This is a genomic window from Curtobacterium sp. PhB170, from assembly GCF_003752345.1.
In the GTDB taxonomy this organism is placed as follows: Bacteria; Actinomycetota; Actinomycetes; order Actinomycetales; family Microbacteriaceae; genus Curtobacterium.
Map to the genome: position 1 here is coordinate 450462 of NZ_RJUM01000012.1, position 19788 is coordinate 470249.

The window sequence follows — 19788 nt, forward strand, 5'->3', positions numbered from 1 at the left end:
TGTCGTCATGAGCGGCGAGACGTGGGTGCGGGGCCGGTGGTTGCACGTGTTCTTCGCGGGCACGATGCTCCTCACCGCCGTGATCACCGCGCTCGGCTGGTCCCCGTGGTCGACCCGCTGGCCGGCCTACGTGGCGGTGGTGGTACTCGTCGTGGCGTACATCGCGTACGGACACCGCGGCTACGACAGCCCCCGAGCAGCCGCCGCGTTCCTGCCGCTCGTCATCGTCGCCGCCCTCGTGCTGCCGGCCGTGGTCCCGAGCACCGCGTTCGTGCAGTGCATCGTGTTCCCGCTCGTGTGGGTGCAGACGGAGCGCGTCCGCACCGCGATCCTGCTGTCCATCGCCGTCGGGCTCGCGAGCGGCCTCGGCCTGCAACTGTCGAGCGGCCCGGACGCCCTGGTCAGCACCCTGCTCATCGAGGGCATCAGCGTGATCGGTGCCTGCGCGATGGGCGTGTGGATCTCGAGCGTCGCCGGTCTGTCCGAGGAGCGCCGCCAGCTCGTCGAGGAGCTCCGCGCCACCCAGCAGTCCCTCGCCGACGCGAACCGCACGGCGGGCATCGCGAGCGAACGGGAGCGCCTGGCCCGCGAGATCCACGACACCGTCGCGCAGAACCTCGCCGGCATCGTCATGCTCACCGAACGGGCTCGCGGCGACCTGGCGAACGACCGCTCCGATGCGCTGGAAGAACGACTCACCGTCCTCGAGGAGTCCGCCCGCGCCGCCCTCGAGGAATCCCGCACCCTCGTCGCAGCCGGAGCCGCAGGCATGACCCGCGACAGCCTCGCCGGTGCCCTCCACCGCCTCGCCGAACGGCACACCCGCGAAACGGGGACGCTGGTCACGGTCGACGCCTCCGACTGCGTGCTGGACCGCGATGCGCAGGTGGTCCTGCTCCGGGTCGCGCAAGAGGCCCTCTCGAACGTCCGCGCGCACGCCGGCTCAGCCTCGGCGCGGGTCCTTCTGCTCTCCGACGCCGGGCAGACCGTGCTGCGGATCACCGACGACGGCACCGGGTTCGACCCCGAGCAGCCCACCGCCGGGCACGGTCTGCGCGGGTTGCGGGAGCGCCTCGCCCTCGCTGGCGGTACCTGCACGATCACGAGCGCCCTGGGCCGGCGCACCGTCGTCGAAGCAACCCTGCCCACCGGAGCCGCACCGGGCCTCCCGTCCGCCGTTCGCCACCCCGTGGCGGAGGTGAGCCGGTGATCCGCGTCGTGGTCGCCGACGACCACCCCATCGTCCGCTCGGGCATCGTCGCGCTGTTGCAGGATGCCGACGACATCGACGTGGTGGGCCAGGCCAGCGACGGCCGAGCAGCGGTGTCCGTCGTGCTGGCCGAGCGCCCCGACGTCGTGCTGATGGACCTCCGGATGCCGGAGCTCGACGGCGATGCGGCGACGGCGGAGATCCTCGCGGCCGAGCCGGGCGTCCGCGTCCTGATCCTGACGACGTACGAGTCCGACGACCAGATCCTCGCGGCGATCGAGGCCGGGGCCACCGGCTACCTGCTCAAGGCGGCCCCGGAGTCCGAGATCCTCGCCGGGGTGCGGGCGACCGCGCGGGGCGAGACGGCACTGGCCCCTTCGGCTGCCGCTGCGCTGGTCCGACGAGCAACGGGTTCGTCGGCCGTGGCAGCCGGCCCGTCGCTGACCCCACGCGAACTCGAGGTCCTGCAGCTCGTCGCCCAGGGCAACTCGAACCCAGCGATCGGGCGTGCACTGTTCCTCAGCGAGACAACGGTGAAGACGCACCTCGGCCACGTGTTCGAGAAGCTCGGCGTCAACGACCGCACCCGTGCCGTGACCCGCGCGATGGAACTCCGCCTGCTCCCCTGAACCCCGGTGCGCCGGTCATCGGGAGCGGGTGTACCGTCAGGTAGTCAGCATGCTGATCATCTGAGAGGACACGCACATGAGCGCCCCAGCCGCAGCTCCCACCACCACCCTCGATCGCCGCCGGTGGATCGGTCTGGTCGTGATCAGCCTGGCGGTCGCGCTCATCATCGTCGACTCCACGATCGTGAACGTGGCGATCCCGAGCATCGTCGCCGACCTCGACATCGGTTCGACGCTCGTGCAGTGGGTGCAGGAGAGCTACACGCTGGTCTTCGCCGCGCTGCTGCTCGTCTTCGGTGCCGTCGCCGACCGCTTCGGTCGCCGACGACTGCTGACCATCGGCGTGATCCTGTTCGCGGTGGCGTCGGTCCTGGCGGCGCTGTCCCCGACGGGCGAACTGCTCGTGGCGTCCCGCGTGCTGCAGGGTGTCGGTGGCGCGATGGTCCTGCCCACCACGCTGTCGATCCTCAACGCGACGTTCACCGGCCGGGAGCGCGGCATCGCCTTCGCGGTGTGGGGCTCCACGATCGGCGGGATGGTGGCGGTCGGTCCGCTGCTCGGCGGCTGGCTGACGACGGACTTCTCGTGGCGGTGGGCCTTCGGCATCAACGTCCCGATCGTGGCGGTCATCCTGGTCGGCCTCGCGGTCGCCGTGCGGGAGTCGCGCGACGCCGAGCACACCGGCCACATCGACTTCGTCGGCGCGCTGTTGTCCGTGATCGCGAGCGCTGCGCTGGTCTTCGGGCTGATCGAGGGTCGCACCTACGGCTGGTGGACTCCGTCGTCGACACCGTTCACGATCGGCTCGTGGTCGTGGGACGGCCCGGTCTCGCCGATCCCCGTCGCGTTCGTGATCGCGATCGCTGCCGGGGTGGCCTTCGTCGTCCGCTCCCGGCGCCGGCAGCGTGCGGGCCGGTCGACGCTCATCGCCCTCGACCTGTTCGGCATCGGCTCGTTCCGGAACGGCTCGATCGCGGCGCTCATCGTGTCGCTCGGCGAGTTCGGCATCATCCTGTCGCTGCCCCTCTGGCTGCAGAACGTCCTCGGCTACTCGGCGCTGCAGACCGGCTTCGTGCTGTTGGCCCTGGCGATCGGGTCGTTCGTCGCGAGCGGGTTCGCGGCCACGGTCGGACAGCGGATCGGGGCGCTCCCGATCGTGCGGATGGGCATCGGCGCCGAGATCGTCGGGGTCGCCGCGATCGGGTTCGTCGTGACCTCGGCGACCCCGTGGTGGGCGATCGTCCCGTGCCTGTTCGTCTACGGCTTCGGCGTCGGACTCGCGACGGCGCAGCTCACCGGCGTCGTGCTGCAGGACGTCCCCGTGGAGCGCAGCGGCGAGGCCTCGGGTGCCCAGAGCACCGCGCGCCAGATCGGTTCAGCGCTCGGCATCGCGGTCCTCGGGACGGTGCTGTTCACCTCGACGGGCAGCATCCTGGAGCACCGCCTGCAGGACGCCGGCGTCTCGACCGCCCAGTCCGAGCAGATCGCCGACACCGTGGTGCAGTCCTCGGGCGGAGCGATCGCCGGCCTCGAGGGGCAGACCCGCGCCGACGCGGCCGAGGCGTTCTCCGACGGCACCCGCGCCGCCGCGTTCTCGGCCGCCGGCTTCCTGGTCATCGGCCTCGGTGCGACCCTGCGGCTCCGCGCCCCGCGCCGCCCCGACGACGATGCCGAAACTGACACCGACACCGACGCCGACCACGAGACCCGCGCCTGACCGGGGGCCCTTCCTGCACCGCTGCTGACGGTTCTGGTTCACGATCCCCGAGGATCCTGAACCAGAACCGTCACCGGCCGGACACGAACCCGCGTCCCCCGTGCCGTGGACGCGACCACCGACGGGACGGGAGGCACGGCGCCTGCCTGCACCGTGCCTCCCGTCCGCTCCGACGCGCGCCCTGCCATCGCGACGCGCGCCCCGCTCAGTGCTCCGCGCTCGCCCCCTCCGGTCGGACGCGCAGCACCCGCGCTGTGGGGGTCGCCCCGCCGTTGGCGACCTCGAGCGAGCCCGAGGCGGCGTCCCACGCCACGGACCACGCCCCGAGCACTGTCGGGAACAGCGGCTCGACGACGACCGCCTGCCCGACGAAGCCCGGAAGCGGCAACGACACCGACGAGCCGGCCCCGGGCAGCGACCACACCGACAAGTACAGATCGCCCGACGCCGCGCGCAAGCCGAGCGCGAGCCAGGGGTACTCCCATGCCGGCAGCCCGAGCGGCCACTCCGGCACCGACGACTCGATGACCTCGAGCACTGTCCGGTGGGCCTCGATCGCAGAACGCACGACCGCCCGCTGCGATGTGCTCATCGAATTCAGGTAGCCCGACAGGTACATCCGCCCGAGCACCCCGTTCACGAGCGACAGGTCGAACAGGTCGGGCGACATCGACGGCGCCGGGTAGGCCCAGTTCCCGGCCTGCTCGGGCAGCATCGCGGCGGGGGCAGCGGCTGCGATCGACGCCGACAACACCGGGTCCTGCTGGTCCGAGGTCGACTGCATGTGCAGCCGGGACAGCATCGCGGAGTCGGCGCGCATCGCTCCCGAGGCGCAGTTCTCGATGAGCAGTGCCGGGTACCGATCCTGCACCGCGTCGATCCAGTCGAGCAGCGCACGCTGGTGGTCGAGCATCCCGGCGAACGGCCCGGTCATCGTGTTGTTGTCCATCTTGAAGAACGTCACGCCGAGCGACCCGACCAGTCGATCGACGACCGCGTCGAGGTGTGCCCGCGCGGCCGGCGACCGGAGGTCGAGCAGGTGCCGTCCGTGCTCGGCGACCCGCACTCCCTGGTGGTGCACGAAGGCGTCGTCCGGCAGGGTCGCGGCCAGCGGCGAGTGGATGCCGATGACCTCGGGCTCGAGCCACAGCCCGGCCTGCATCCCCCGCGACCGGATGTGGTCGATGACGAACCCGAGCCCGGTCGGGAACCGCGAAGCCGCTTCCTCCCACGCCCCGACGGTGTCCCACCAGTGCCCCTCGGCGTACCAGCCGGCGTCGATGCAGAACAGGTCCGCGCCGGCGTCGGCAGCGGCGTCGATCAACGGCAGCAGCTTCTCGGTGGTCGGGTCGCCCATGAGCGTGTTCATGTAGTCGTTGAACACGAGCGGCAGGGCACGGTCGGCCTCGCGCACGTGCCGGAACGCCCGACGCTGCGCCGTGAGGACCTCGAACGCCCCACCGACCGAGCCGGCGATCCCCACCGACACCGGCACGGACACGAACGGCTGCCCCGGAGCCACGACGGCCGTCCACTGGTGCTCCTGGTCGGTCGGCCCACTCAGCAGCACGTACGCGTGCCGTCGGGTCTCGCCGAGCTCGTAGAGCCACGGCCCGTTGTGCTCGACCTGCCAGACGAGGGCGTAGGGCCCAGCACCAGCGGACACAGCAGGCGTCAGCACGCCGATCGGGAGCGCCTCGCCCGTCGACCACGACCCGCGGTTCTGCACGACGGCGCGGCTGCGGGGCGGGTGGTGCTGCGCCTCGCGGTCGATCGCTGCGAGTCCGATCGACCGCAGCGGGTCGGTGCGCCACCGGCTCTCGGCCGCCCAGTCGTTGTCCGCGTGCACGAGGGCCAGGTCGTCGACGCCGACCCCGGAGTCCGTCAGGAACGCCCCGGTCGCGAACGACGACACGAAGTCCACGACGTGCTCGCCGTCGTCGGCGGACACCTCGGTCCACGTCCGGAAGCCCGGGACGTCGGCGCGCGCCCGGAACACCGACTCGACCTGGAGGCCCGTGGCCGCGTCCGCCTGCACGATCCGGAACCACGGATCGGTCGCGTCGTCGGACACACACCACGACACGGGTCGCAGTCGCGCCCCGATCGTGGAGTCCACGTGCCGGTACCCGCCCGGGAACCGCCCGTGCCCGACGGTGGTCAGTTCGACCAACGGCTGCGGGTCGTCCGGACCGTCGGCGAGCGCTCCACCGCTCGCCACGAACGACACGAGCGCTGCGGGCTGGTCGTCGCCGATCCGGAACCGTGCCGAGAACCCGGGCGTGACCCAGTCGGCGAAGGCTCCGCTCACCGTGCACCGACCGGAGCGGGCTCGCTCGAGACCCACGCCCCGACACCGTGGTCGTAGCAGGTGGTGTTGTCGATCTTCGAGCGGTCGAGAGCGCTGCCCGAGGTCACCTTGCGGTCGATGCGCTCCGGGTCGGGGGCGGCCTCGGCGAGCAGCCGGGTGTAGTCGTGCTGCGGGTCGAGGATGACGGCGTCGGAGGGGCCGCGTTCGACGACCCGGCCGCGGTAGAGCACCAGGATCTCGTCGGAGAAGTGCCGTGCGGTCGCCAGGTCGTGCGTGATGTAGAGCACGGCGAGGTGGTCCTCGCGCTGCAGGCGGCCCATCAGGTTGAGCACGCTGAGCCGGATCGACACGTCGAGCATCGACACCGGTTCGTCGGCGATGAGCACCTGGGCTCCGGGGGCGAGTGCACGGGCGATGGCGACGCGCTGTCGCTGTCCGCCGGAGAGCTCGTGCGGGCGGCGGCTCGCGAAGTCCTCGTCGAGGTTGACGCGGCCGAGCAGTTCGCGCACCTTCTCGGCGGTCTCGTCGGCACCCCGGGCTCGGTGGTGCAGCTGGAGCGGCCGGGCGATGTGGTGCTCGATCGAGTGGAACGGGTTGAGCGACGCGAAGGGGTCCTGGAACACCATCTGCACGTGCCGGCGGTACATGCTGCCGACGACGGGCGTGCCGTCCTCGAGCCGCACGTCGATCGAGCCGCGGGTGGTGCTCTCGAGCTTGGCGAGCATCCGGGCGATGGTGGACTTGCCCGAGCCGGACTCGCCCACCAACGCCACGGTCTTCCCGGGCAGCAGCTCGAACGACACGTCGTCGACGGCGTGCAGCGTGGTGCGCTTGAGGCCCTTGCGGGTGTGGAAGTCCTTGCCGAGGTGGCTGACGGTCACGCTGGTCATCGGATCTCCTCGTGGACTGCTGCCGCGTGGTCGTCGACGCCGGAGCGGATGAACGCGCCGCGCTCCCCGGACAGGCTCGGGAACGACTGCAGCAGCTTCTGCGTGTACGGGTGCTTCGGGTCGTGCTGGATGACCGAGGCCCGGTCGCACTCGACGACCTCGCCGCGCAGCATGATCGCGATGCGGTCGCTGATCTCGAGCAGCAGCGGCAGGTCGTGCGTGATGAACACGACGGCGAACCCGAGCTCGTCGCGCAGTCGGACGATCTCGCGCAGGATCTCGCGCTGCACCACGACGTCGAGGGCGGTGGTGGGCTCGTCCATGATCATGATCTGCGGTTCGAGCAGCATCGCCATCGCGATCATCACGCGCTGCCGCATGCCGCCGGACAGCTCATGCGGGTACGCGGTGATGCGGGACGGGTCGACGCCGACACGGCTCAGGGCGTCCTCGGCGATCGCACGCCGCTCCTTGCGGCCCAGGTCGCGCCGGTGTTCCTTCAGGGCGTCGTCGAGCTGCGCCCGGATGGTGGTGACCGGGTTGAGGGCGTTCATCGCGCCCTGGAACACCATCGACAGCTTCGACCAGCGCACGGCCCGCAGCTGCTCGTGCGGCAGCTTGAGCAGGTCGATGTCGGTGCCGTCGCGGTCGTGGAACGTGATGCTGCCCGAGGCGACCTTCGCCGGCGGTCGGTGCAACCGGGTGATGGCGTAGGCCAGGGTCGTCTTGCCGCAGCCGGACTCCCCCGCGAGCCCGAGGATCTCGCCGGGGGCCAGGGTGAGCGACACGTCCTTGACGGCGTGCACGGGGTGTTCGGTCTCGTAGACGACGTCGAGGTGGTCGATCGTCAGCACGGCTTCGGCACTCATCGGACGAACTCCTTCGTGGTGCGTGCGGAACGCGAGGCGCGGGCGGCCCGCTTGGCGCGACGTTCGCGCCGCCGCTGGGCACGCACGTTCGCCAGTCGTGGGTTGATGACCTCGTCGATCGAGAAGTTCACCAGGGACAGGCCCATGCCGAGCAGGGCGATGAGCAGGCCGGGCGGCACGAACCACCACCAGGCGCCGTTCGCCAGCGCGAAGCCGTTCTGGGCGTAGAAGAGCATGGTGCCGAGCGTCGACGAGTTCGACGCCCCGAGGCCGAGGAACGACAGCCCCGCTTCCCCGAGGATCGCGGCGATCACCGCGAACACGAACTGCGACGCCAGGACGGGCAGCAGGTTCGGCAGGATCTCGACGGCGATGACCCGCCAGGGTCGTTCGCCGGCGACCCGGGCGGCGGAGACGTAGTCGCGGTTCCGGATCGACATCGTCTGCGCCCGCAGGACCCGGGCGGACCCGGCCCACGAGGTGATCGCGAGGACGACGGCGATGGTCCAGAGCCCGCGGGCCTCGCGCGGGACCAGGCCGGAGATGACGATCACGAGCGGCAGTCCGGGGATGACGAGGAACACGTTCGAGAACAGCGAGAACGCCTCGTCCATGATCCCGCCCAGGTACGCGCCGAGGATCCCGAAGAACGCGGACAGCACCGTGGCGAGGACGCCGACGATCAGGCCGATCTGCAGGCTGCCGCGGGTGGCGTAGGCGAGCTGCGCGAGCACGTCCTGCCCGGTCTGGGTCGTCCCCAGGAGGTTCTCGCCGCTCGGTCCCTGCAGTCCGGAGTCGCGGATGGTGGTCGGGTCGCCGACGAGCAGCGGCCCGACGACGCCGAACAGCGTGACGCCGGCGACGAGCGCGATGCCCGTGATGAGCCACGGGGTCAGGGTCGGCAGGAAACGGCGGATGCCGCCCTTCGGTCGTGACGCTCGGGCCGTGGCGATGCTCCGCGTCGACCCGGCGTCGGCTTCCTCGGCGAGTGCGCCGATGGTGGGTTCGGTGTCCTGCTGGATGTTGGTCATGGCGTGTCCTCCCTAGCTCCGCGCCCGCGTCCGCGGGTCGATGAGCCCGTACAGCAGGTCGACGACGAGGTTCGCGCCGAGGACCGCCAGGGTGATGAACAGGAAGATCCCCTGCATGAGCGCGTAGTCGTTGTTGGTCACGGCGGACAGCAGCTTCGACCCGATGCCCGGGTACGAGAACACCTGCTCGGTGACGACGGAGCCGGACACGATGAACCCGAGGGAGATCGCGAAGCCGGCGACCGAGGGCAGCACGGCGTTCCGGGCGGCGTAGTTCCGCAGGATCTTGCCGTCGGACAGCCCCTTGGCCTGGGCGGTGGTGATGTAGTCCTCGGACAGCGTCGACACCATCATGTTGCGCATGCCGAGCAGCCAGCCACCCAGCGATGCGAGCACGATCGTCACGGCCGGCAGCACCCCGTACTGGATCGCCGAGGCGATGAAGTCCCAGTTGAACCCGGGGGTCAGGATGACGTCGTAGCCGCCCTGCGCCGGGAACAGGTGGATGCCGGTGGCGAAGAAGTACACCAGGATCAGCGCGAGCCAGAAGTACGGCACCGCGGCGAGCAGGGTGGTGGCCGGCACGAACGAGTCGAGCCAGGTGCCCGGACGCCAGCCGACGAAGGCGCCGAGGCCGACGCCGATGATGGCGGCCAGGATGGTGGCGATGCCGACCAGGGCGATGGTCCACGGCAGCGAGCTCGCGATGACCTCGGTGACGGGGGCCGGGAAGTAGCTGACGGACACCCCGAGGTCACCGCGGAACACGTTGACCAGGTAGTGGCCGTACTGGGAGATCAGCGGCTCCGAGGAATCGCCACCGAGGAGCAGCTCGTACGCCTGCCGTGTCGCCGGGGTCACCTGCCCGCCGCGCTGCTGGAGCTTGGCGAGCAGGATGTCCACCGGGTTCCCGGGCAGCAGCCGCGGGATGATGAAGTTCAGCGTCAGTGCCGCCCAGAGAGCGACGATGTAGAAGCCGATCTTGCGCAGGAAGTAGGTCATCGTCGAGTGCTCCTCGGTCGCGATCCCATCGTGGTCAGCCCTTCGCCGGCTTCAGTGCCTTGAAGATCTCGGCGTTGTCCGGGCTCGCCCAGACGGCCGGGAAGGCGTAGAGGTCGTCCTTCGTGGGCCAGCCGGTGAACTTCGCCGCGTGGAACTCACTCGTCGTGCCGCCGGTCATTACGGGGATGTACGGCAGGTCCTCGACGATGTGCTGCTGGATCGTGTCGAGCTCCGGCTGCGTCGCGGCGGTGTCCTCGGGGTTGATCGTGGCCAGCTTCGCGATGGCCTTGTCCACGTCGGGGTTGCTGTAGCGCGAGATGTTCATCGGGGCTGCAGCACCGACCTTCGCGGTGTTCGCCGTCGTGAAGTAGTTGTTGTACAGGTAGTACGGGTTCGCCGTCGGGCCCTGGCCGAGCGAGTCGATCGCGAGCTCGAAGTTGCCCTTGGTCTTCTTGTCGGTCCACTCGTTCCACGACGACTGCTGCGCCTTGAGCTCGATGCCCGCGGCCTTGAGCTGCTGCGTCATGGTGTCGATCGCGGTGATGTAGTCGGTCCAGCCGGTGACGACCTCGACGGTCAGGGACAGCTTCTTGCCGTCCTTGGCGTAGATGCCGTCCGAGCCCTTCTTCCACCCGGCGCCCTCGAGCGACGACGCGGCGGCGGCCTTGTCGGCGGTCTCCGGCATCACGGCCGGCTCGATGTCCTTCGAGATGGTGTCCTTCTGCGTCGTGGTGAGCGCGAAGGTCGGCGAGATCTCGCTCGCGGTGTTCTCGAACGCCAGCGAGTTGAGCTGCTTGCGGTTGATCGCGTCGGCGATGGCGTGCCGGACGGCCGGGTCGGTCTGCGGGCCGGTGCAGCCGAGGTCGGTGTTCGCGCAGGTGAGCAGCGCCATCTGGTTCTGGCCGACGGTGATGCCGTCGTAGCCGTTGTAGTTGCCGGCGATGTCGTCCATGTTCGGCACCGGGCCGGTCTGCCAGTCGATCGAGCCCTGCTTGAGCGCGTCGGCGCCGGCGGTGTTGCCGGAGAGCGACAGGTAGCGGATGGTCTTCACGGCCGGGGCGCCGTCCCAGTACTTCTTGTTCGCCTCGAGGGTGAAGGCCTGCGCCTTGAAGGTGCCGAGCGTGTACGGACCGGTGCCGACGGGCTCGCGCACGACGTCGGTGGTCGGGTCGATGTCCTTCCACAGGTGCTCGGGCACGATCCAGGTCTTGCCGAGCAGGTTCGGGCCGAGCACGAACGACGGCTTGTCGAAGGTGACGACGACCTTGGAGTCGCCGTCGGCCTTCGCGGTGCCGTCGTAGCCGATCGAGTTCAGGGCCTTCTGCTTCTTGAGCATGTCGAGCGTGAACACGACGTCCTTCGAGGTGAAGGGCTCGCCGTCGCTCCAGGTCGCCCCGTCGCGCAGGGTGATGGTGAGCTGCGTGCCGTCGGTGTTCCACTCGTACGACTTGCCGAGCAGCGGCTTCGGGTCGTTCGTGTTGACGTTGGTGATGAAGAACAGCGACTCGTAGATCGTGCCGACGCCGCCGATGTTCGACGGTGACCACGGGTTGAAGTTGATCTGGTAGTCGCCGGACTGTCCGGTGTAGGCGACCAGGGTCGAGGCGGCGTCGTCCTTCGTGCTGGCGTTGCCGCTCGCGCTGCAGCCGCTCAGCGCGAGGCCGGCGGCGAGGAGGACGGCGGCGCCGATGGCGAGCCGTGAACGGGTTGGGTTGAACATCGTTGTCCTCTCGGTCTGCGTCGTCGCAGGATCCACGTTGTGAGCGTGATTGTTACACGCGTAAACTAAGGCGGTCAAGGGGTCGGGTCACGGCCCCGTCACGATTGAGGAGACGCAATGGAGCGGACCACCCTGGACGGCACGTGGACGGTCGAGGCGGTGCACGGCCCGGCGCAGGCCGATGCGCACCGGGAGCCGGTCGCCGCGATCGTCCCCGGCTGCGTGCACACCGACCTGCTGCGGGCGGGCCGGATCCCCGACCCGTTCGACGGCGACAACGAGGCCGCGACCCAGTGGATCGGCGACACGGTGTGGCGGTACCGCCGCACCTTCACGTGGTCGGGCGAGACCGGCACGGGCCCGACCACGCACGCCCGCCAGGACCTCGTCGCCGACGGACTCGACACCCTCGCGACGATCGAGCTGAACGGCATCGTCGTCGCCACCACCGCGAACCAGCACCGCGCGTACCGGTTCCCCGTCGGGCACCTGCTGCGCCCCGGCACGAACGAGCTCGTGATCACCTTCGACGCCCCGGTGCCCGCGGCCGAGCGGCTGTCCGCCCTGCACGGCGGCGAACTCCCCCACGTCAACCACCACCCGTACAACGCGCTCCGCAAGAACGCGTCGAACTTCGGCTGGGACTGGGGTATCGACGTCGCCACGAGCGGCATCTGGAAGTCGATCGGCATCGAGTCGTGGAGCGGCGCCCGCATCGCGGCCGTCCGCCCCCTCGTCGACGTCGACGGCACGACCGGCGTGCTCACCGCGCACGTCGACGTCGAGTCCGCAGGTTCCACCGGCGCCTTCTCCCAGCACATCGGGTCGGCTCCGGTCGCAGGGGTGTCCGGTCGGGCCGGCCTGGAGGCGCGGGTCACCCTGACCCCGCACGTCACCCCCGGCGGGGCCGACGGCCACGGCGCCACCCTGGCCGAGCAGAACACGTCCGCCCCCGGCGCGAGCGGCACCGAGGCGGCGGCGACGCCCGTCGGGTCCGGCACCGTGCCTCCCGGCCGCCCGTCCGCGCCGGGCGCAACGTCCGTCACCAGCGTGCGCGCCGTCGTCGACGGCTCCGCCGTCGTGCGGCTCGAGGTCCCCGACGTCGCCGTCTGGTGGCCGCGCGGCGAGGGCGAGCAGCCGTTGTACGACGTCCGGGTCGAGGTCGGCGACGACGTCTGGACCGGCCGCGTCGGGTTCCGCACCGTGACGCTCGACACCGCCGCCGACGCCGGCGGAGCCCCGTTCCTGCTCCGGGTGAACGACCGGCCCGTGATCGTGCGGGGCGCGAACTGGATCCCCGACCACGCGTACCTGACCGAGATGACGCCCGAGCGCTACGCCGACCGGATCGACGACGCGATCGAGGCGAACGTCAACCTGCTCCGCATCTGGGGCGGCGGGATCTACGAGTCCGACGGCCTGTACGACCGCTGCGACGAGCTCGGCGTGCTCGTCTGGCAGGACTTCCTGTTCGCCTGTGCCGCCTACGCCGAGGAGCCCTGGCTCGCCGACGAGGTCGAGCCCGAGGTCCGCGAAGCCGTCACCCACCTCAGCCCGCACCCGTCGCTCGTGGTGTGGAACGGCAACAACGAGAACCTCGTCGCGTACGCCGAGTGGGGCTGGCGGCCGTCGCTCGTCGGCCGGACCTGGGGCAACGGCTACTACCGTTCGCTGCTGCCCTCGATCGTCGCCGAGCTCGACCCGACCCGCCCGTACACGCCGGGCAGCCCGTTCTCGTTCGACGAGTACCTGTCGCCGAACGACGAACGCAATGGCAGCGTGCACATCTGGGACGTCTGGAACCGGCTCGACTACCGCGCCTACGCCGACTGGAACCCGCGGTTCGTGGCGGAGTTCGGGTTCCAGGGCCCGCCCGCCTGGTCGACCCTCACCGCGGTGGTGCACGACGAGCCGCTCGACCCCGACGGCCACGAGATGCTCGTGCACCAGAAGGCCGACCAGGGCAACCGGAAGCTCGCCGACGGCATGCGCGGGCACCTGCCGACGCCGACGAGCATCGAGGACTGGCACTGGGCGTCACAGCTCAACCAGGCGCACGCGATCCGCTTCGGCATGGAGTGGTTCCGGTCCCGCACGCCCGACAACACCGGGATGATCGTCTGGCAGCTCAACGACGACTGGCCCGTGGTGTCCTGGGCGCTCGTCGACCACGCGGGCATCCGGAAGCCCGTCTGGTACGCGGTGCGGCAGGCCTACCAGCCGGTGCTGCTCACCGTGCAGCCGTCTGCGGCCGGGGCTGCGGGCGCTGCCGGGGCTGCGGGCGCCGCCGGGGCTGCGGGCGCCGCCGGCGCTGCCGGTGGGCTCGACGTCGTGCTCGTGAACGCGTCCGGGGCGCCGGTCGCCGACGAGGTCACGGTCGCCCGCGTCGCGTTCGACGGCACGGTGCTCGACTCGTCGTCGTTCTCGCTGGCCGCCGCACCCGCCGATGCCGACCGGATCACGCTGCCGGCCTCGCTCGCCGTGCCCGGGGACGCCGGGTCCGAGGTGCTCATCGTCACCGGAGCGGGGACCCGCACGGTGTTCGACTTCGCCGAGGTCGTCGACCAGGTGCTCGCCCGCTCACCGCTGTCCACGTCGGTCACGGCGACCGACGACGGGGCGGTCGTCACGGTGACGGCGGCGTCCTACGCGCGGGACGTCTCGCTGTTCCCGGACCGCGTGGACCCTGCCGCTCGGGTCGACGACGGACTGGTGTCCCTGCTGGCCGGCGAGTCGGTGGCCTTCACGGTGACGGGTGCCCCGGGCATCGACCCCGAGGCGCTCGTGGGCCCGTTCGTCCTCCGCCACGCGGGCTCGCTCCTCCCCTGACGCGGGCCGCCCGCCGTCATCGGCGGCGGGCGGCCGGCAGGGTCGCGTCAGTCGAGGGCGTGCAGCTCGAACACGATCGCGGTCGCGGGGGCCAGCAACGGCAGCCGCGCCCCGACGTCCTCGAGTACCGCACCCGACAGCTCCAGGTGCCCGCGCACGAGCCACGCCGGCGGCACCATGTCGAGCCCGTGCGGCACCCGCAGCCCCGTGACGGGGGCGAGCCGGTAGCGCCGCGCCCGGTCGAGCCCCCGCATCCGGAGCGGCACCGGCAGCGACTGCGGCCCGGTCTCCGTCCGTGCGACCCGCACCAGGGCCCGCGACCGGTCGACGGCCACGACCGAGGTCGCCACGAGCCCGGGGTCGCCGAGCTCCAGGTGCCGCAGCCGGCCGGTGTGCAGCAGCCCACGCTCCCGCTTGTACAACGCCGTCCACGCCCGCAGCCGGTCGAGCTCCGTCAGGGACAGCCGGGTGACGTCGGTCTCGATGCCGGCGGACCCGAACAGCGACACCGCCATCCGGAAGTCCAGGTCGAGGTGCCGGCCGGTGGTGTGCGAGACCTCGGGGCCGACGTGCGAGCCGATCAGCTCGAGCGGCAGCAGTGCTTCGGTCCAGCGCTGGATCGGCAGGCGTTCGAACGCGTCGTTCGAGTCCGACGGCCACACCCGGTCGGTGCGCTCCAGCACGCCGAGGTCGACCCGGGCGCCGCCGCTCGCGCACGCCTCGATCTCGAGCCACGGGTGCCGGGCGCGCAGGGCGTCCATCAGCGTCCAGACCCCGCGGGTGTGCGCGTCGATGCCGGCACGTCCGGCGTGGACCGCGTGCACGATGTCGCGGTTCTGGTCCCACTTCACGAAGTCGACGTGGTGCGCCCCGATGACGGCGGACATCGCTTCGAGCACGTACGCCCGCGCGAGTGGGTTCGCCATGTCGAGCACGTACTGGTTCCGCCAGGTGCGGACGTCGTCCTCGGGGCGCTGCAGCAGCCACTCGGGGTGCGCGGCCGCGAGCTCGGACACCGGGCTCACCATCTCGGGTTCGAACCACAGCCCGAACTCCATGCCGAGTCCGCGGACCCGGTCGACGAGCGGTCCGAGGCCGTCCGGCCACACCGTCGGGTCGACGCGCCAGTCCCCCAGCGACGTCGAGTCCGAGCGGCGCCCGACGAACCAGCCGTCGTCGAGCACGAACCGCTCGACGCCGATGTCCGCGGCGGTCTCGGCCAGGGCGACCAGGGGCGCGAGGCCCTGCCGGTAGTAGACGGCCTCCCACGTGTTGAGCACCACCGGTCGGGGGCGCTTCGGGTGACCGGGGCGGCTGCGGAGCGAGTCGTGCAGCCGGTCGGACAGGCCGTCGAGCCCGGCGTCGCTCCAGACGAAGACGGCGTCGGGCGCGGCGAAGGACTCCCCCTGCCCGAGGACGACCTCGCCGGCGCGCAGGAGTTCCCCGGCGCCGAGCAGCGGTCGCGCCTCGGCGAGCAGGTCGTGGCGGTGCACCGAGTCGGCGCTCCAGGCCAGGTGCACGCCCCAGACCTCACCGGAAGCGTCCGAGAAGCCCGGCGTCCCGAGCACGAGCAGCGTCGGGGCGTCGTGGCCGGTGCGGCCGCGGCGGCTCTCCCGCGCGTGGCTGCCGGCGGTCAGTGCCCGGCGCTGCGGGGTGCGCTCCCGGGTCCAACGGCCGGCCAGGTCGAGCACCTCGCCGACCCGTTCGCCCACGGGCAGCGTCGCCTCGAGTGCCTGCAGGTGCACGGGCACGGCGGCCCCGTTCGTCACGGTGTGCCCGACGCGCAGCACCCCCGCGTCGTCGAGCCGGAAGGCACTCCGCAGCAGCAGTTCGTCGGACACCGCGGTCACGACCAGCAAGCCGGGCTCCTCGGTCACCTCGACGTCGCGCCACCGCGGCACGAGCGGCAGCCCGTCGACGTGCCCGGCGATCGCGGGTCGTCCCTCCCACCCGTCGCGTTCGGTCGGCAGCACGGTCAGCGGCCAGGCCGCGTCGAGGGCGCTCGGTCCGAGCGGCCGTCCGAGCGCGAGCAGCAGTTCGGCGCCGTCACCGTCCGTGACGGGTCCGACGTCGCGGCCCCAGTGCAGCACCTCGGGCAGTCCGTCGTCGGCGGTCGCCAGCACGAGCGACACCCCGCCGCCGTGCAGGGCGCTCACCTGCCGTCCGTCGACCGCCCGCGCCGGCGCCGGGTCGCGGTCCACGACGGTCACGACGCACGCTCCTCGCGCAGGACGCGGACGCGACCGGCGGGCACGACGGTCTCCGGCCCGTGGCCGGAGCCGTCGAGCAGGTCCGTACCGGACGCGACGACCGTCACGTCGTCCGCGCGGTGGTTGACGAGGAACAGGAACACGGATCCGTCGTCGTGGACGCGGCGCACCGCCTCCAGGCCGGGAGGCGCGGTGACCGTCCGCGGGAGCGCGCGCTCCTCGATGACCCGGTCCACGAGCCGCTGGGCGCTCTGGGCAGGCAGCATCGCGGACACGTACCAGGCGCCGCCGCCGACGGCGCGGCGGGTGACCGCTGCGCGGTCCGCGAGCGGCCCGTCCGTGTACCGGAGCACGACGTCGGCGTCGTCGATCACGACGGCCTCGGCCCAGTCGGTGACGGTGCCGCCGTCGTCGAGCGTGCGGGTCTCGTCGCGCTGCAGCGGGGTGAACTCCTCGCTCCAGGCGCCGAGCACCTGCCGGAACGCGCCCGGGTAGCCGCCGGCGCGGATGCGGGCGGTCTCGTCGGCGACGCCGGACAGGTAGGTGACGATCAGGGTCGCGCCGCGGTCGACCACCGCGGCGATCCGTGCGGCGGTGGCGTCGTCGACGATGAGCATCGTGGGGACGACCACCACGTCGTAGCCGTCGAGGTCGGCGTCCGAGGGCACGACGTCGGTGAGCACCTGCCGGTCGTGGAAGGCGGCGTACCAGGCACGGAGCTCCCGCGAGTACCGCAGTCCCCGGTGCGGTTTCAGCCCGGACTGCAGCGCCCACCCGGACGGCTCGTCGACGACGATCGCGACCCGGGCCGGTTCGACGCGGCTGCCCTGCACGGGGGCGAGGTCGCGGAGTGCCCGGCCGAGCGCGACGACCTCGCGCCAGATCCGGGTGCGGGTGCCGGCGTGCGGGACCATCGCGGAGTGGAACTGCTCGGCCCCCGCGGTGGAGGCCCGCCACTGGAAGAACAGTGCGCCGTCGGACCCGCGGGCGACGTGCACGAGCGAGTTGCGCAGGATCTCGCCCGGTTCCTTCGCCCGGTTGCGCTGCTGCCAGCTCGGGCCGCCCGTCGAGTGCTCCATGAGCAACCACGGGGTGCGGCCGGCGGTGATGCCGCGCATCCGGTCGGCCGCGAGGGCGAGGTCCTGCTCGCGGTGCGGATCGTCGACGAGCGTGTAGTGGTCGTTCGCCGGGATCGCGACGTGCTTCGCCCACGCGGCGTAGTCGACGACCTGCGAGCCCGCACCGACCATGAAGTTCGTCGTGACGGGGACGTCCGAGTGCTGCTCGATGACGGCCTTCTCGGCGTCGAAGTGCCGGAGCAGGGCGTCGGACGAGTACCGCTCGAAGTCCAGGAAGAGGCCGGGGTTCGGTGCGCCGCCGACGCCACGAGGGGGTGAGACCTCGTCGAAGGACGTGTAGGTGTGCCCCCAGAAGGCCGTTCCCCACGCGGCGTTCGCGGTGTCGACGTCCCCGTACCGGTCAGCGAGCCAGCGCCGGAAGTCCGCTGCCGACTCCTCGCAGTAGCAGCGGCCGTTCCCGCCACCGAGCTCGTTGCTCACGTGCCACAGCCGCACCGCCGGGTGGTGACCGTAGCGTTCGGCCAGGGCACCGACGATCCGCAGGGCGTGCTCGCGGAAGACCGTCGACGCCGCACACCACCCGAGGCGTCCACCCGGGCGCTCCCGTCGCTCCGTGGCGTCCACCGGCAGCACCTCGGGGTGGGCGGTCAGCAGCCAGTTAGGCGGGGCGGCGGTCGGCGTCGCGAGGTCCACGGCGATGCCGTTGTCGTGCAGCAGGGCGATGACGTCGTCGAGCCAGTCGAAGGTGTACTCCCCCGGCGACCGTTCGAGCAGCGCCCACGAGAAGACCCCGATCGTGACCAGGTTCACCCCGGCCTCGCGCATCAGGCGGACGTCCTCGAGCCAGACCTCGCGCGGCCACTGTTCAGGGCTGTAGTCGCCGCCGAACGACAGGCCGTCGGTCGGCCACGGGACGGTGGGGGCAGCGGTCACGGCATCTCCTTCGATGGGTGGACCGCACCAGCCTCCCGTCTCCGGCGGTGTTTGTCAACGTGTGTAACTAACGCGCTGTCAGTGGTGCCGCATCAGGTCTCGAGCAGCTGCCGGATCGCGAGGACCGCCCCCGCTCGCGCCCACTCCGAGAACTCGAACGGCTGCACCTCGACGGTCACCGGCTGTCGGTACGGAGCCAGTGCCGCACGGAGCGACTCGTCCACCGTGGTCCGTGCTAGGTCGTACACCGGCAGCCCGTCGCCGGTCAGGACGATCGCGGCAGGGTCGGCGATGTGCACCGCGGTGGCCAGGACGACTCCGAGTGCTCGTCCGGCGTCCTCGAACGCCGCCACGGCCTGCTCGTCGCCGTTCCGCGCGAGCTCGACGACCTGCTCGTACGACGATCCCTCGCGCCCGGCGTTCCGGACGATCACCGGGCTCGGCAGGTAGCTCGAAGCACACCCCGCGTGCCCGATGCCGCAGTCGGGCCCACCACCGAGGACCGGCAGGTGCCCGATCCGACCGAGTCGTCCGTGCTCGCCGGTGGAGACCTGCCCGTTCACGATGAGCCCGAGACCGAGCCCCTCGCCCACGGTCACCAGGGCCATCGACCCGCGGCCGGCGCCGGCACCGAACCAGTGCTCCTTGACGGTCAGGGCGTGGACGTCGTTCGCCGTGAAGGCTGCGAGCCCCGTCCGCTCCCGGACCATCCGTGCGAACGGGACGTCGGTCCATCCGAGGAACGGCGACGACGCCACGACGGCCTCTCCGCCCCGGGTGAGGACGTCACCGGGCAGGGACACCCCGACGGCACAGATCGCGGGGTGCACGGCACGGAGGCGCTCGTGCACGGTGCTGATCTGGTCGGCCAGGTCCTCCGGCACGGTCGACGGGACGGTCTCCTCGTGCAGGGCGAGCACGCGTCCGCCCAGGTCGGTCACCGCGGCGTACATGCGCTCCCGGGTCAGCTTGACGCCGAGGAACTCCCACTGCCCCGAACTCGACTGCAGCAGCTCCGACGGCCGGCCCGTGGCCCCACGCACGTCGGTGCCGACCTCGACCACGAGCCGGTGCGCCACGAGGATCCGCATCGCCCGGGTCAAGCTCGCTCGCGACAGCCCGAGCGACCGAGCGATCTCCGCCCGCGAGAGCGTCCCGTGGATGAGGATCTCCCGCAGTGCCAAGCGGGAACCCTCGGGCAGTGCCGGCCAGGCTTCGGTCATCGTTCCTCCGTCGTCGGCTGATCCTACGGCTCAGCCCGGAAACGCAGAAAACCCCTGACCAGTGCTGGTCAGGGGTTCCCTGGTGTTACAACGTTAAGTCCGGCGGCGTCCTACTCTCCCACAAGGTCCCCCTTG

Annotated in this window: 13 protein-coding genes; 4 read left to right on the top strand and 9 right to left on the bottom strand. The window is 71.5% G+C overall.

Annotated features, from left to right (window positions below):
• The first annotated feature begins 7 nt into the window (after positions 1-7).
• From EDF40_RS15505 to EDF40_RS15515, 3 genes are all read left to right on the top strand, one after another.
• Complete coding sequence (locus tag EDF40_RS15505; protein ID WP_123340279.1) at positions 8-1210, top strand: sensor histidine kinase; 1203 nt, start codon at positions 8-10, stop codon at positions 1208-1210.
• Entirely contained in the window at positions 1207-1839 is a 633-nt protein-coding gene (locus EDF40_RS15510) for a response regulator transcription factor (protein WP_123340278.1), read from the top strand. The genes EDF40_RS15505 and EDF40_RS15510 overlap by 4 nt, the downstream gene beginning before the upstream one ends.
• A gap of 76 nt (positions 1840-1915) precedes the next feature.
• Positions 1916-3556: a DHA2 family efflux MFS transporter permease subunit gene (locus EDF40_RS15515; RefSeq protein WP_123340277.1), complete on the top strand. Its 1641-nt coding sequence runs from the start codon at positions 1916-1918 to the stop codon at positions 3554-3556.
• A 205-nt stretch (positions 3557-3761) separates the two neighbouring features.
• Here the strand turns inward: EDF40_RS15515 and EDF40_RS15520 are convergent, their stop codons facing one another.
• Genes EDF40_RS15520 through EDF40_RS15540 form a run of 6 tightly spaced genes read right to left on the bottom strand, consistent with a single transcriptional unit; the run spans position 3762 to position 11379 of the window.
• Positions 3762-5867 carry a glycoside hydrolase family 36 protein gene (locus EDF40_RS15520; RefSeq protein ID WP_185003128.1) on the bottom strand — a complete coding sequence of 702 codons (2106 nt, stop codon included), beginning with the start codon at positions 5865-5867 and terminating at the stop codon, positions 3762-3764.
• Positions 5864-6757, bottom strand: a complete 894-nt coding sequence (locus EDF40_RS15525; RefSeq protein ID WP_123340275.1) for an ABC transporter ATP-binding protein — start codon at positions 6755-6757, stop codon at positions 5864-5866. Before EDF40_RS15525 ends, EDF40_RS15520 begins: the two co-directional genes overlap by 4 nt.
• The gene (locus EDF40_RS19295) at positions 6754-7626 is read right to left on the bottom strand and encodes an ABC transporter ATP-binding protein (protein ID WP_185003130.1); all 873 of its coding nucleotides are present in this window, start codon (positions 7624-7626) and stop codon (positions 6754-6756) included. Before EDF40_RS19295 ends, EDF40_RS15525 begins: the two co-directional genes overlap by 4 nt.
• Positions 7623-8657 carry an ABC transporter permease gene (locus tag EDF40_RS19300; protein ID WP_159573964.1) on the bottom strand — a complete coding sequence of 345 codons (1035 nt, stop codon included), beginning with the start codon at positions 8655-8657 and terminating at the stop codon, positions 7623-7625. The genes EDF40_RS19295 and EDF40_RS19300 overlap by 4 nt, the downstream gene beginning before the upstream one ends.
• Before the next feature lie 12 nt (positions 8658-8669).
• Positions 8670-9659, bottom strand: a complete 990-nt coding sequence (locus EDF40_RS15535) for an ABC transporter permease (protein ID WP_111086984.1) — start codon at positions 9657-9659, stop codon at positions 8670-8672.
• A gap of 34 nt (positions 9660-9693) precedes the next feature.
• Positions 9694-11379 carry an ABC transporter substrate-binding protein gene (locus tag EDF40_RS15540; RefSeq protein WP_123340274.1) on the bottom strand — a complete coding sequence of 562 codons (1686 nt, stop codon included), beginning with the start codon at positions 11377-11379 and terminating at the stop codon, positions 9694-9696.
• A gap of 117 nt (positions 11380-11496) precedes the next feature.
• Between EDF40_RS15540 and EDF40_RS15545 the strand changes: the two genes are divergently transcribed.
• Positions 11497-14208 carry a glycoside hydrolase family 2 protein gene (locus tag EDF40_RS15545; protein WP_123340273.1) on the top strand — a complete coding sequence of 904 codons (2712 nt, stop codon included), beginning with the start codon at positions 11497-11499 and terminating at the stop codon, positions 14206-14208.
• 47 nt (positions 14209-14255) lie between these two features.
• Here EDF40_RS15545 and EDF40_RS15550 read toward each other — a convergent pair whose 3' ends face one another.
• The 3 genes from EDF40_RS15550 to EDF40_RS15560 form a co-directional block, all read right to left on the bottom strand.
• Entirely contained in the window at positions 14256-16418 is a 2163-nt protein-coding gene (locus tag EDF40_RS15550) for an alpha-galactosidase (protein ID WP_260213343.1), read from the bottom strand.
• Entirely contained in the window at positions 16415-18430 is a 2016-nt protein-coding gene (locus EDF40_RS15555; protein WP_123340272.1) for a beta-galactosidase, read from the bottom strand. The genes EDF40_RS15550 and EDF40_RS15555 overlap by 4 nt, the downstream gene beginning before the upstream one ends.
• A gap of 92 nt (positions 18431-18522) precedes the next feature.
• Positions 18523-19653 carry an ROK family transcriptional regulator gene (locus tag EDF40_RS15560; protein WP_123340271.1) on the bottom strand — a complete coding sequence of 377 codons (1131 nt, stop codon included), beginning with the start codon at positions 19651-19653 and terminating at the stop codon, positions 18523-18525.
• Between the last annotated feature and the right edge of the window lie 135 nt (positions 19654-19788).

Coding starts and splice junctions, on each gene's coding strand:
- EDF40_RS15535 (WP_111086984.1), bottom strand. CDS start 9,659: ATGACCTACTTCCTGCGCAAGATCGGCTTCTACATCGTCGCTCTCTGG.
- EDF40_RS19295 (WP_185003130.1), bottom strand. CDS start 7,626: ATGAGTGCCGAAGCCGTGCTGACGATCGACCACCTCGACGTCGTCTAC.
- EDF40_RS15545 (WP_123340273.1), top strand. CDS start 11,497: ATGGAGCGGACCACCCTGGACGGCACGTGGACGGTCGAGGCGGTGCAC.
- EDF40_RS15540 (WP_123340274.1), bottom strand. CDS start 11,379: ATGTTCAACCCAACCCGTTCACGGCTCGCCATCGGCGCCGCCGTCCTC.
- EDF40_RS15515 (WP_123340277.1), top strand. CDS start 1,916: ATGAGCGCCCCAGCCGCAGCTCCCACCACCACCCTCGATCGCCGCCGG.
- EDF40_RS15525 (WP_123340275.1), bottom strand. CDS start 6,757: ATGACCAGCGTGACCGTCAGCCACCTCGGCAAGGACTTCCACACCCGC.
- EDF40_RS19300 (WP_159573964.1), bottom strand. CDS start 8,657: ATGACCAACATCCAGCAGGACACCGAACCCACCATCGGCGCACTCGCC.
- EDF40_RS15505 (WP_123340279.1), top strand. CDS start 8: ATGAGCGGCGAGACGTGGGTGCGGGGCCGGTGGTTGCACGTGTTCTTC.
- EDF40_RS15560 (WP_123340271.1), bottom strand. CDS start 19,653: ATGACCGAAGCCTGGCCGGCACTGCCCGAGGGTTCCCGCTTGGCACTG.